The following is a 13,035-nucleotide window of genomic DNA, read 5'->3' on the forward strand; positions in this document are numbered from 1 at the left end:
ATAACGAAGTACCCAATGACCGTTCAGGGCGCGCGCGCCCTGGAAGAAGAGCACCTTCACCTGACCAAGGTCGTTCGTCCGAAGCTCAGCCAGGACATCGGGACGGCCCGTGAGTTGGGTGACTTGAAGGAAAACGCCGAATACCACGCTGCCCGTGAGCAGCAGGGTATGGTCGAGGCGCGGATTCGTGACATCGAAGGCCGGATTCAGAACCAGGTCATCATCGACGTCACGAGCATTCCGCACACCGGCAAAGTGATCTTCGGCACCACCGTCGAAATCGCCAACGTCGAGACGGATGAAAGCGTCACTTACCACATCGTGGGTGAGGATGAGGCTGACTTCAAACTTGGCAAGATTTCGGTTGGCTCGCCCCTGGCTCGTGCCTTGATCGGCAAGGAAGAGGGCGATGTGGTTGCGGTGAAAACGCCAAGTGGCGTTATCGAGTACGAGATTGTCGAAGTTCGCCACATCTGAAGGCCGGCGCCCGCTTCGTGCGGGCGCCATGCTTTGGCAGCTGACCCAGATGTTGTGGGTCGGCGGCTTGTGGCTGTTGCAAGTTGGTCTGTTGCCGGTGCTGGGGCGAATTGGCCTGGCGCCGCTACTGATCGACGAAATCGCAGGCACGCTCAATGCGCTGGTAGTGGGATTTGCTACGGCGTGCTTGATTTTTCAGGCTTTGGTGCTGATAAAGACCGAGGGCCTTGTCAGTCTATGGCGGGATGTTCGCGGGCAACTGCTGTTGATGGCGCTGTGCGCGTGCGCGATGTACTTCGCCGTGCGTTTTGGCTGGCCGGATGCCGTGCGTTGGCAGGCGTTCAGCTATCTTGCTCTGGGCTTTACCGGAGTGGTGCTGGTGTTGCAGCCGGTGCCGGGATGGAGTGGCAGGGTGCGCGAAGCACACCCTTGACCCTTGCCATCACTTGAAGCGATGGACGTTCGACAGCTGCTTGTTGACGCTGAAGTTCTTGCGGTAGATCAGTGCCATCTTGCCGATGACCTGAACCAGATCCGCTTTGCCGACCTTGCAGAGCTCTGCAATGGACGCCAGGCGCGATTCGCGATCGAGGATGTTGAGCTTGATCTTGATCAGCTCGTGATCCGCCAAAGCGCGTTCAAGTTCGGCTAACACACCTTCAGTCAAACCATTGTCTGCCACAATCAAAACTGGTTTCAGATGGTGGCCAATGGATTTGTACTGTTTCTTCTGCTCTTGAGTGAGCGGCATAATCTGACCCCTGCGTCTGATCTTGTAAAAAGCGGCGGCCAGTTTACCCGAGCGAGTCCGGGACCGCCCAGTTAATCACGACCCGTTTTACTTCCGAGGTATCCCGTGGCCCGTTCCAAGACAAGCCTTAACTGGCTGAAAGAGCATTTCAACGACCCATTCGTCAAAATGGCACAAAAAGACGGGTACCGTTCCCGCGCCAGCTACAAACTGCTGGAGATCCAGGAAAAGGACCGTCTGATTCGTCCAGGCATGAGCGTAATCGACCTCGGTGCGGCTCCGGGGGGCTGGTCCCAGGTGACCAGTCGTCTGATTGGCGGGCAGGGGACGCTGATCGCTTCTGACATTCTGGAAATGGACAGCATCCCGGACGTGACCTTCATTCAGGGCGACTTTACCGAGGATGCCGTGCTGGCCCGGATCCTCGATGCGGTCGGAAATAAAGAAGTAGACCTTGTGATTTCCGACATGGCCCCCAATATGAGTGGATTACCAGCTGTCGACATGCCGCGAGCGATGTTCCTGTGCGAGTTGGCACTGGATCTTTCGACCCGGGTGCTCAAGCCCGGTGGTGATTTTTTGATCAAGATCTTCCAGGGCGAAGGCTTCGACGAATTCCACAAGAGCGTTCGCCAGCAGTTCGAGAAGGTGCAGATGCGCAAGCCGACGTCGTCGCGCGACCGTTCTCGCGAGCAGTACCTGCTGGGCCGCGGTTTCCGCGGACGCAGTGAGGAATGAATTAATTTTTGATCGGGGTGATAGGATTTTCGTATTACGCCTTGTCAGAAATAGCGAATATTGTGTAGGAAGTGTTTCACAAAGGGTTACAGACGGCGCCTGCCAAGTTGTAGGTAATGTAGTAAGTTAGGCCGGTGAATATCATGCGAAGCGCGCGTCAGTAGCGGAGCTTGCTTCAGAGGGTAGTTAATTGAACGATATGGCAAAGAATCTGATCCTGTGGTTGATCATCGCGGCTGTCCTGGTGACGGTGATGAACAACTTCTCCAGCCCTAACGAGCCGCAGACCCTCAACTATTCCGACTTCATCCAGCAGGTCAAGGATGGCAAGGTCGAGCGCGTGGCGGTTGATGGCTACGTGATTACCGGCAAACGCAACGATGGCGACAGCTTCAAGACCATTCGTCCGGCGATCCAGGACAACGGCCTGATTGGCGACCTGGTGGATAACCACGTCGTGGTCGAAGGCAAGCAGCCTGAGCAGCAAAGCATCTGGACCCAGCTTCTGGTCGCCAGCTTCCCGATCCTCGTGATCATCGCCGTGTTCATGTTCTTCATGCGGCAGATGCAGGGCGGTGCGGGTGGCAAGGGCGGGCCGATGAGCTTCGGTAAAAGCAAGGCGCGCCTGCTCTCCGAGGATCAGGTGAAAACAACCCTGGCTGACGTTGCCGGTTGCGACGAAGCCAAGGAAGAAGTCGGTGAGCTGGTCGAGTTCCTGCGCGATCCGGGCAAATTCCAGCGCCTGGGTGGCCGCATTCCTCGCGGCGTGCTGATGGTTGGTCCTCCGGGTACCGGTAAAACCCTGCTGGCCAAGGCCATCGCCGGCGAAGCCAAAGTACCGTTCTTCACCATTTCCGGCTCCGACTTCGTCGAAATGTTCGTCGGTGTGGGTGCCAGCCGTGTTCGCGACATGTTCGAACAGGCCAAGAAACACGCTCCATGCATCATCTTCATCGACGAAATCGATGCGGTCGGTCGCCATCGTGGCGCTGGCATGGGTGGTGGTCACGACGAGCGCGAACAGACTCTCAACCAGTTGCTGGTCGAGATGGACGGCTTCGAAATGAATGACGGCATCATCGTGATTGCTGCGACCAACCGTCCTGATGTATTGGACCCTGCGTTGCTGCGTCCAGGCCGTTTCGACCGTCAGGTTGTGGTCGGTCTGCCGGACATCCGTGGTCGCGAACAGATTCTCAAGGTTCACATGCGCAAAGTGCCGATGGGCGACGACGTTGCTCCGGCCGTGATCGCTCGTGGTACTCCAGGCTTCTCTGGTGCCGACCTGGCCAACCTGGTCAACGAGGCATCGTTGTTCGCTGCCCGTGCCGGCAAGCGCATCGTCGAGATGAAGGAATTCGAACTGGCGAAAGACAAGATCATGATGGGCGCCGAGCGCAAATCCATGGTCATGTCCGAGAAGGAAAAGCAGAACACGGCTTATCACGAAGCGGGCCACGCCATCGTGGGGCGTGTCGTGCCTGAGCATGATCCGGTGTACAAGGTGTCGATCATCCCGCGCGGTCGTGCGCTGGGTGTAACCATGTTCCTGCCGGAAGAGGATCGTTACAGCCTGTCCAAGCGTGCATTGATCAGCCAGATCTGCTCGCTGTACGGCGGTCGTATTGCGGAAGAAATGACCCTGGGCTTCGATGGCGTGACCACCGGTGCTTCCAACGACATCATGCGTGCCAGCCAGATTGCGCGTAACATGGTGACCAAGTGGGGGCTTTCGGAAAAACTCGGTCCGTTGATGTACGCCGAAGAAGAGGGTGAAGTGTTCCTCGGTCGCGGCGGTGGCGGTCAGAATGCAAGCTTCTCTGGTGAGACAGCCAAGCTGATCGACTCCGAAGTGCGCAGCATCATCGATCAGTGCTATGGCACGGCGAAGCAGATTCTCACGGACAACCGTGACAAGCTCGATGCGATGGCCGATGCCCTGATGAAGTACGAAACGATCGATGCCGAGCAGATCGACGACATCATGGCGGGGCGTACACCTCGCGAGCCACGCGACTGGTCGGGTGGCACAGGTACTTCCGGCACCCCTCCGGTGGTGCAGGATGAGCGTCCGGAAACACCGATCGGCGGTCCTGCTGCTGACGTATAAGGTTTGAAATGACTTCTGTTCAGTCCTCGACCCGGTTGCCTTGCGGCAACCGGGTTCTTGATTTGGCCCAGACGCATGTCATGGGTATTCTCAATGTCACTCCTGATTCTTTCTCCGATGGTGGCCAATACAGCCAGCTCGACGCGGCCATGCGCCATGCCGAAGCCATGGTGGCGGCCGGCGCGACGCTGATCGATGTCGGTGGCGAATCCACCCGTCCCGGTGCCAGGGCGGTGTCGCCGCTGGAGGAGTTGGAGCGCGTAGCGCCCATAGTCGAGCGCATCAATCGCGAGCTTGACGTCATCATCTCGGTCGACACCTCCACGCCAGCCGTCATGCGCGAAACTGCGCGCCTGGGTGCCGGGTTGATCAATGACGTGCGTGCGTTGCGTCGCGATGGTGCCCTGGATGCCGCAGCGGCCACCGGGCTCCCGGTTTGCCTGATGCATATGCTGGGAGAGCCGGGCGATATGCAGGACAATCCACAGTATCAGGACGTTACAAGGGAAGTCGGTGAGTTTCTTGCCGAGCGCATGGTCCAGTGTTCATTGGCGGGTATCCCAGCCGAGCGGATCATTCTTGACCCCGGCTTTGGCTTCGCCAAAACCTTGCAGCACAATCTGAGTTTGTTCAAACATATGGAAGCCCTGCATGCCTTGGGTCGACCCCTGTTGGTCGGGGTTTCGCGAAAGAGCATGATTGGTCAGGCGTTGAATCGCCAGGTGGGAGACCGACTGTATGGCGGTTTGGCGCTCGCGGCGCTGGCTTCGGCGAAAGGTGCGCGTATATTGCGCGTCCATGATGTAGCCGAAACAGTGGATGTAGTGCGGATGATCGCCGCAGTGGAATCAGCCGAATAAGAATGATGGAGCGCTTATGAGCAAAAAATATTTTGGCACCGATGGTATTCGCGGGCGTGTCGGGCAATACCCGATTACTCCTGATTTCATGCTCAAGCTCGGCTGGGCTGCAGGCATGGCGTTCCGCAAGATGGGCGCCTGCAAGGTCCTGGTAGGCAAGGACACCCGGATCTCCGGCTACATGTTCGAGTCTGCGCTTGAGGCGGGGCTTACCTCCGCAGGTGCTGATGTAATGCTCCTGGGTCCGATGCCGACCCCGGCGATTGCCTATCTGACTCGCACCTTCCATGCCGAGGCTGGCATTGTGATCAGTGCGTCGCATAATCCGCATGATGACAATGGCATCAAGTTCTTCTCCGGCAAGGGCACCAAGCTACCGGATGAAGTCGAGCTGATGATTGAAGAGTTGCTCGATACGCCAATGACCGTGGTGGAGTCGAGCAAGATCGGCAAGGTGTCGCGAATCAACGACGCGTCAGGGCGCTATATCGAATTCTGCAAGAGCAGCGTGCCGACCGGCACCAGTTTCACCGGCCTGAAAATCGTGATCGATTGCGCTCACGGTGCGACTTACAAGGTGGCGCCAAGTGTGTTCCGTGAGTTGGGCGCGGAAGTCGTTGTACTGTCGGCGCAACCGAATGGATTGAACATCAACGACAATTGCGGTTCGACCCATATGGGCCCGCTGCAGGCTGCCGTCGTGGCTGAGCAGGCCGACCTGGGTATCGCCTTCGATGGCGATGGTGACCGCGTTCAGATGGTTGATCACACGGGTGCGGTGGTGGATGGCGACGAATTGCTGTTCATCATTGCCCGGGATCTGCATGAGCGCGACAAGCTGCAGGGCGGCGTGGTCGGAACCCTGATGAGTAACCTGGGGCTGGAACTGGCCCTGGCTGATCTGGGTATTCCATTCGTGCGTGCCAATGTCGGTGACCGCTATGTCATTGCCGAGCTGTTGGAGCGCAACTGGATCGTGGGAGGTGAAAACTCCGGGCATGTCGTGTGCTTCAGCCACACCACCACGGGTGATGCAATCATTGCCGCGCTGCAGGTGTTGATCGCATTGCGCACGCGTGAGGAAGGCCTGGCACAGACCCGGCAGGCGCTGCGCAAGTGCCCTCAGGTGCTGATCAATGTGCGTTTCGGTGGCGGCGCAAACCCTCTCGAACATCCGTCGGTCAAGGAAGCCAGCGAGCGTGTGACCAAGGCCATGGCCGGTCGTGGGCGTGTGCTGTTGCGCAAGTCCGGGACCGAGCCGCTGGTGCGTGTGATGGTCGAGGGCGAAGACGAAGCACAGGTTCGTGGCTATGCCGAAGAGCTGGCAAAACTGGTTACTGAAGTTTCTGCCTGAATTCGGCTTGCCAGCCATGATTGTGTTGGGTAACATCTGCGCCCACTTTGACCGACGAGGTACAGCATGCGTCGCCCTATGGTAGCTGGTAACTGGAAGATGCACGGTACCCGCGCCAGCGTCGCTGAGCTGATCAACGGCCTTCGTGACCTGGCCTTGCCGGGCAGTGTTGATGTCGCGGTATTCCCGCCTTGCCTGCATATCAATCAAGTGATTGATGGCCTGGAAGGAAAGTCGATTTCGGTCGGCGCGCAGAATTCTGCGGTGGAATCCGGACAAGGTGCGTTGACCGGTGAAGTTGCACCGAGTCAGTTGGTGGATGCAGGTTGTTCCCTGGTGCTTGTCGGGCACTCCGAACGCCGCCAGATCATGGGCGAGCAGGACGGAATGCTGATCCGCAAGTTCGCAGCGGCACAGGCATGTGGCTTGATTCCGGTGTTGTGCATAGGGGAAACCCTTGAGCAGCGTGAAGCCGGAAAGACTCTTGAGGTTGTCTCGCGTCAGCTTGGCAGTATCATTGAGGAGCTGGGTGTCGGTGCCTTTGCCAAGGCAGTGATCGCTTACGAGCCGGTCTGGGCCATTGGCACCGGGCTGACTGCAACGCCACAACAGGCGCAGGATGTGCATGCAGCCATTCGCGCCCAGTTGGCGGCAGAGAATTCTGAAGTCGCGCAAGGTGTGCGGCTTCTATACGGCGGCAGCGTGAAGGCGGCCAATGCGGTCGAACTGTTCGGCATGCCGGATATCGATGGGGGTCTCATTGGTGGGGCTTCCCTGAATGCAGATGAGTTCGGTGCGATCTGTCGCGCCGCGGGAAACTGAAAAAATGCTGGAAACAGTCGTAGTCGTTTTTCATCTGCTGGGTGCATTGGGCGTAGTAGCTCTGGTTTTGCTGCAGCAGGGTAAAGGTGCGGACGCTGGCGCGTCTTTCGGAGCAGGTGCTTCAAATACTGTGTTCGGAAGCCAAGGTTCCTCTACCTTTCTTAGTAAGTTTACTGCTATACTTGCCGCAGGTTTTTTCATGACCAGCTTGGGGTTAGGTTACTTTGCTAAAGAGAAGGCTCACCAGCTGACTCAAGCAGGTCTCCCAAATCCAGCGGTTCTGGAAGTTCCAAAGCAACAACCGGCTTCTGATGATGTCCCGGTGCTTCAAGAGCAAAAGTCGGCTACTCCAGCGACTGACGTACCTCCAGCTCAAGAGCAGAAGTAAGAAGGGTTTCAAACGTAGTATTGCCGAGGTGGTGGAATTGGTAGACACGCAACCTTGAGGTGGTTGTGCCCATAGGGTGTAGGGGTTCGAGTCCCCTTCTCGGTACCAATTAGTCAGGAGAGCCCGCTGTTGCGGGCTTTCTTGCAGGTGGAAGGTTACATTGACCCTGTAGGGGATCGGTCGTATACTTCCGCCCCAGCTTTGTCGCGGGGTGGAGCAGTCTGGTAGCTCGTCGGGCTCATAACCCGAAGGTCGTCGGTTCAAATCCGGCCCCCGCAACCAGTTTAAGGAGCCCCTTTTAAGGGGCTTTTTGTTAGCTGGACACTTTCAACGCCGCTGTTCAACGGCGTTTCAAGGATGGGCGTTTAGCCCATTTTTTTATTTTGCATAGCATGCACATACATGCACTAGGGGGTTCAGGTGTCGAGCAAGCTAGAAGAGTTGCAGGCCTTGCTGGCCCCGGTGGTCGTGGCCCTAGGCTATGAATGCTGGGGTATTGAGTTTTCGGCCCAGGGTCGCCACTCAATGTTGCGCGTTTATATCGATAAAGAAGGCGGCGTGCTGGTGGACGATTGCGCCATCGTCAGCCGTCAGATCAGCGGTGTGCTGGATGTTGAAGATCCAATCTCCGTTGAATACACCCTTGAAGTTTCCTCGCCTGGCATGGAACGCCCTCTGTTCACTCTTGAGCAGTTTGCAAAATTTGCCGGTGAACAAGTGAAGATCAAGCTGCGCTCGCCTTTTGAAGGACGACGCAACTTTCAGGGCCTTCTGCGCGGCGTAGAAGAGCAGGATGTCGTGGTGCAGGTAGAAGACCATGAGTTCCTGTTGCCGATCGATATGATCGACAAGGCCAACATTATTCCCAGTTTTGACTGAGGCGTGCCAGATACTGCGGATCCCGCGGATCCAATGGCTTGCGAAAGGCGAGGCGTACGATGAGCAAAGAAGTACTGCTGGTTGTTGAGTCGGTATCCAACGAAAAAGGTGTACCGGCAAACGTTATTTTTGAAGCGCTGGAGCTGGCCCTGGCCACTGCTACCAAAAAGCGTTTCGAAGACGAAGTTGATCTGCGTGTGGAAATCAATCGCCACACGGGTGCATACGAGACATTCCGTCGCTGGACGGTCGTCGAGGAAGCAGACCTGGACGATCCGGCCATCGAAACCTGGCCGAGCAAGGTTGCTGAAACGCACCCTGGCGCCAAAGTCGGTGACGTCGTCGAAGAGAAAATCGAGTCCATCGAGTTCGGCCGCATTGCTGCACAGACTGCCAAGCAAGTCATCGTGCAGAAAGTTCGCGAAGCCGAGCGCGCTCAGGTTGTTGACGCTTACCGCGAGCGCCTGGGTGAAATCATCTCCGGCACCGTGAAAAAAGTTACCCGCGACAACGTGATCGTTGATCTGGGCAACAACGCTGAAGCGTTGCTGGCCCGTGAAGACATCATTTCTCGCGAAACTTTCCGGGTTGGCGTGCGTCTGCGTGCGCTGCTCAAGGAAATCCGCACCGAGAACCGCGGCCCGCAGCTGATCCTGTCGCGTACCGCGCCGGAAATGCTGATCGAGTTGTTCCGCATCGAAGTGCCGGAAATTGCCGAAGGCCTGATCGAAGTGATGGCTGCGTCCCGTGATCCGGGTTCGCGCGCCAAGATCGCCGTTCGCTCCAAGGACAAACGCATCGACCCGCAAGGCGCTTGCATCGGTATGCGCGGTTCGCGCGTCCAGGCAGTGTCGGGTGAGTTGGGCGGTGAGCGTGTTGACATCGTTCTGTGGGACGACAACCCGGCTCAGTTCGTGATCAACGCCATGTCCCCGGCCGAGGTTGCGGCAATTATCGTTGACGAAGATGCCCACGCAATGGACATCGCCGTTGGCGCAGACAATCTGGCTCAGGCCATCGGTCGCGGTGGTCAGAACGTGCGTCTGGCGAGCCAGTTGACTGGCTGGACCCTGAACGTGATGACCGAATCGGACATCCAGGCTAAGCAGCAAGCAGAAACCGGCGACATCCTGCGCAACTTCATCGACGAGCTGGAAGTCGACGAAGAACTGGCTCAGGTGCTGGTTGATGAAGGCTTCACCAGCCTGGAAGAGATTGCCTACGTACCGTTGGAAGAAATGCTCAACATCGACGGCTTTGACGAGGAAATCGTCAACGAGCTTCGCGCTCGTGCCAAGGATCGCTTGTTGACCAAAGCCATCGCTACTGAGGAAAAGCTGGCAGACGCCCATCCGGCCGAAGACCTGCTCTCGCTTGAGGGTATGGACAAGGATTTGGCGATGGAACTGGCGGTGCGCGGCGTAATTACCCGCGAAGACCTGGCCGAGCAGTCTATTGACGACCTGCTCGACATCGACGGCATTGACGATGATCGTGCCGGCAAGTTGATCATGGCCGCCCGAGCCCACTGGTTCGAGTAATTAGGCGCGGCCTGAGGAGAGAAGTGCATGACGCAAGTCACGGTGAAACAACTGGCCGATGAGGTCAAAACACCGGTAGAGCGCCTGTTGCAGCAGATGCGTGAGGCAGGTCTGCCGCACACCGCCGCCGAAGAAAGTGTGACTGACAGTGAGAAGCAATCTTTGCTGACTCACTTGAAAAGCAGCCACAAGGCGAAAGTGGAAGAACCACGCAAGATTACGCTGCAGCGTAAAACCACCAGCACCCTGCGGGTTGCTGGCAGCAAAAGCATCAGCGTTGAAGTACGCAAGAAGAAAGTCTTCGTACAGCGCAGCCCGGAAGAAATCGAAGCCGAGCGCAAGCGTGAACTGGATGAACGTCGCGCAGTAGAAAATGCTGCACGTCAGAAGGCTGAAGAAGAAGCCAAGCGCCGCGCCGAAGAAGAAGCGCGTCGCCAGCCTGCTGCTGCGCCGACCGCTCCTGCCGAAGCTGTTGCAGCACCTGTTGCAGTTGCCGAGCCTGTGCGCGAAAGCGCTCCGGTTGTTGCGGCGGCCCCGGCTCCTGCGGCGGACACTCGCAAGCGCGACGAACAACGGCGTCCGGACAAACCACGTGCCGACGACAACAATCGTCGCGGTGGCGGCGATGGCGAGCGCAAAAACGCTCCGCATCGTGCTTCGGTCAAGGAAAAGGCGCCAGCTCCACGCGTTGCCCCACGTACTACCGACGAAGAAAGCGATGGCTTCCGCCGTGGTGGTCGCGGCAAGGCCAAGCTGAAGAAGCGCAACGCCCACGGTTTCCAGAGCCCGACCGGCCCTGTCGTGCGCGAAGTGAAGATCGGCGAGACCATCACTGTTGGCGATCTCGCTCAGCAGATGTCGGTCAAGGCTGCTGAAATCATCAAGTTCATGTTCAAACTGGGTACCCCAGCGACCATCAACCAGGTACTGGATCAGGAAACTGCCCAGTTGGTTGCCGAAGAGCTGGGCCACAAAGTGACCCTGGTCAGCGACACCGCCTTGGAAGATTCCCTGGCCGAGTCCCTGAAGTTTGAAGGTGAAGCGGTTTCCCGTGCGCCGGTCGTGACCGTAATGGGCCACGTTGACCACGGTAAGACTTCCCTGCTCGACTACATCCGTCGTGCCAAGGTTGCTGCTGGCGAAGCCGGTGGTATCACCCAGCACATCGGTGCGTACCACGTTGAAACCGACCGTGGCATGGTGACGTTCCTCGATACCCCTGGTCACGCCGCGTTTACCGCGATGCGTGCCCGTGGTGCCAAGGCGACCGACATCGTGATCCTGGTGGTTGCAGCGGACGACGGCGTAATGCCGCAAACCATCGAAGCTGTTCAGCACGCTCAGGCTGCTGGCGTTCCGCTGGTTGTCGCTGTGAACAAGATCGACAAGCCAGGTGCTGACCTCGATCGCATCCGTAGCGAACTGTCGGTACACGGCGTGACGTCGGAAGAGTGGGGTGGTGACACTCCATTCGTACCGGTTTCGGCGAAAATGGGTACTGGCGTCGACGAATTGCTCGAAGCAGTACTGCTGCAAGCCGAGGTCCTGGAACTGACTGCAACTCCGTCGGCTCCTGGCCGTGGTGTCGTGGTTGAATCCCGTCTCGACAAGGGCCGCGGCCCGGTGGCTACCGTACTGGTTCAGGACGGTACCCTGCGTCAGGGCGACATGGTTCTGGTCGGTTCGAACTATGGCCGCGTTCGTGCCATGCTCGACGAGAACGGCAAGCCAATCAAGGAAGCCGGTCCGGCCATCCCTGTCGAGATCCTCGGTCTGGACGGTACCCCAGACGCTGGCGACGAGATGAGCGTGGTTGCCGACGAGAAGAAAGCCCGTGAAGTGGCTCTGTTCCGTCAAGGCAAGTTCCGCGAAGTCAAACTGGCTCGTGCTCACGCCGGCAAGCTGGAAAACATCTTCGAAAGCATGGGTCAGGAAGAGAAGAAGACGCTCAACATCGTCCTCAAATCCGACGTCCGTGGTTCGCTGGAAGCGTTGAACGGTGCCTTGAATGGCCTGGGTAACGACGAAGTGCAAGTGCGTGTGGTCGGTGGCGGCGTCGGTGGTATCACCGAATCCGATGCCAACTTGGCACTGGCCTCCAACGCTGTACTGTTCGGCTTCAACGTGCGTGCCGATGCCGGTGCGCGCAAGATCGTCGAGCAGGAAGGTCTGGATATGCGTTACTACAACGTGATCTACGACATCATCGAAGACGTCAAGAAAGCCCTGACCGGTATGCTCGGCAGCGATGTTCGCGAGAACATCCTGGGTATCGCCGAAGTGCGTGACGTGTTCCGTTCGCCGAAGTTTGGCGCGATCGCCGGTTGCATGGTTATCGAAGGTGTCGTTCACCGTAACCGTCCAATCCGTGTACTGCGTGAAGACATCGTTATCTTCGAAGGCGAGCTGGAATCCCTGCGCCGCTTCAAGGATGACGCTTCCGAAGTACGTGCCGGCATGGAATGCGGTATCGGCGTGAAGAGCTACAACGACGTCAAGGTCGGTGACAAGATCGAAGTCTTCGAGAAGGTGCAGGTTGCTCGCAGCCTCTAATTCGCGCACTTCAAGAGCCGAGACGGGTAGCCGCATGCAAGTGCGCAGCTCGTCACCAGGACTCTAAACGCAACGCCCGGTCTGGCTTTTGTCAGGCCGGGCGTTTGCCGCTTTCAGACCTCACGGGTTTCACCGTGGGGCAGTAACAGGTAACAATACATGGCAAAAGAATACAGCCGTACCCAACGTATCGGCGATCAGATGCAGCGCGAGCTGGCACAACTGATCCGTCGTGAAGTCAAAGACCCGCGCGTCGGCCTGGTCACCATTACCGCAGTGGAAGTCAGTCGTGACGTCGGTCACGCCAAGATCTTCATCACCGTGATGGGGCAGGACAGCGCCGAGGAAATCGCACAAAGCATCAAGGTGCTGAACTCTGCCGCCGGTTTCCTGCGCATGCAGCTGGCTCGCGAGATGAAGCTGCGCAGCGTTCCGCAGCTGCACTTCCACTACGACGAAAGCGTCGTGCGTGGTGCGCACCTGTCGGCATTGATCGAGCGCGCAGTGGCTGAAGACAATCAGCATCCGGTTGCGGCAGAAGCCGAAGACACCAAGGAGTAAT

13 protein-coding genes and 2 tRNA genes are annotated in these 13,035 nt (G+C 57.9%); 14 read left to right on the top strand and 1 reads right to left on the bottom strand.

What is annotated here, in order from left to right:
• Positions 1–477, top strand: coding sequence for a transcription elongation factor GreA (gene greA / locus ACEN8E_RS03215; RefSeq protein ID WP_495593266.1), 477 nt, complete (start codon positions 1–3; stop codon positions 475–477).
• A gap of 28 nt (positions 478–505) precedes the next feature.
• The gene (locus ACEN8E_RS03220) at positions 506–910 is read left to right on the top strand and encodes an MFS transporter (protein WP_495593267.1); all 405 of its coding nucleotides are present in this window, start codon (positions 506–508) and stop codon (positions 908–910) included.
• A 9-nt stretch (positions 911–919) separates the two neighbouring features.
• Here the strand turns inward: ACEN8E_RS03220 and ACEN8E_RS03225 are convergent, their stop codons facing one another.
• Positions 920–1,228 carry a YhbY family RNA-binding protein gene (locus ACEN8E_RS03225; RefSeq protein ID WP_007942889.1) on the bottom strand — a complete coding sequence of 103 codons (309 nt, stop codon included), beginning with the start codon at positions 1,226–1,228 and terminating at the stop codon, positions 920–922.
• 105 nt (positions 1,229–1,333) lie between these two features.
• Here ACEN8E_RS03225 and rlmE point away from each other — a divergent pair, with 105 nt between their 5' ends.
• The 12 genes from rlmE to rbfA all read left to right on the top strand — a co-directional run bounded on the left by rlmE (position 1,334) and on the right by rbfA (position 13,034).
• Positions 1,334–1,966: a 23S rRNA (uridine(2552)-2'-O)-methyltransferase RlmE gene (rlmE, locus tag ACEN8E_RS03230; protein WP_495591409.1), complete on the top strand. Its 633-nt coding sequence runs from the start codon at positions 1,334–1,336 to the stop codon at positions 1,964–1,966.
• Positions 1,967–2,165: 199 nt separating this feature from the next.
• On the top strand, positions 2,166–4,076 hold the full coding sequence (gene ftsH / locus ACEN8E_RS03235) for an ATP-dependent zinc metalloprotease FtsH (protein ID WP_033047686.1): 1,911 nt from the start codon (positions 2,166–2,168) through the stop codon (positions 4,074–4,076).
• 8 nt (positions 4,077–4,084) lie between these two features.
• On the top strand, positions 4,085–4,936 hold the full coding sequence (gene folP, locus ACEN8E_RS03240) for a dihydropteroate synthase (protein WP_495591410.1): 852 nt from the start codon (positions 4,085–4,087) through the stop codon (positions 4,934–4,936).
• A gap of 16 nt (positions 4,937–4,952) precedes the next feature.
• Entirely contained in the window at positions 4,953–6,290 is a 1,338-nt protein-coding gene (gene glmM, locus ACEN8E_RS03245; protein WP_495591411.1) for a phosphoglucosamine mutase, read from the top strand.
• 66 nt (positions 6,291–6,356) lie between these two features.
• A complete protein-coding gene (tpiA, locus tag ACEN8E_RS03250; RefSeq protein ID WP_008018782.1) occupies positions 6,357–7,112 on the top strand; it encodes a triose-phosphate isomerase in 756 nt (251 codons plus the stop codon).
• A gap of 4 nt (positions 7,113–7,116) precedes the next feature.
• Entirely contained in the window at positions 7,117–7,500 is a 384-nt protein-coding gene (gene secG / locus ACEN8E_RS03255; protein ID WP_057398830.1) for a preprotein translocase subunit SecG, read from the top strand.
• Between the two features lie 22 nt (positions 7,501–7,522).
• A tRNA-Leu gene (locus ACEN8E_RS03260) sits at positions 7,523–7,608 on the top strand.
• 97 nt (positions 7,609–7,705) lie between these two features.
• Positions 7,706–7,782, top strand: a tRNA-Met gene (locus tag ACEN8E_RS03265).
• A gap of 138 nt (positions 7,783–7,920) precedes the next feature.
• On the top strand, positions 7,921–8,379 hold the full coding sequence (rimP, locus tag ACEN8E_RS03270) for a ribosome maturation factor RimP (protein WP_007973115.1): 459 nt from the start codon (positions 7,921–7,923) through the stop codon (positions 8,377–8,379).
• A 59-nt stretch (positions 8,380–8,438) separates the two neighbouring features.
• On the top strand, positions 8,439–9,920 hold the full coding sequence (nusA, locus tag ACEN8E_RS03275) for a transcription termination factor NusA (protein ID WP_007988680.1): 1,482 nt from the start codon (positions 8,439–8,441) through the stop codon (positions 9,918–9,920).
• Between the two features lie 27 nt (positions 9,921–9,947).
• Positions 9,948–12,473: a translation initiation factor IF-2 gene (gene infB / locus ACEN8E_RS03280; RefSeq protein WP_495591412.1), complete on the top strand. Its 2,526-nt coding sequence runs from the start codon at positions 9,948–9,950 to the stop codon at positions 12,471–12,473.
• Positions 12,474–12,632: 159 nt separating this feature from the next.
• Entirely contained in the window at positions 12,633–13,034 is a 402-nt protein-coding gene (rbfA, locus tag ACEN8E_RS03285; protein ID WP_007973108.1) for a 30S ribosome-binding factor RbfA, read from the top strand.
• Position 13,035: the final 1 nt, after the last annotated feature.

Source organism: Pseudomonas sp. Pseusp9, from assembly GCF_059491265.1.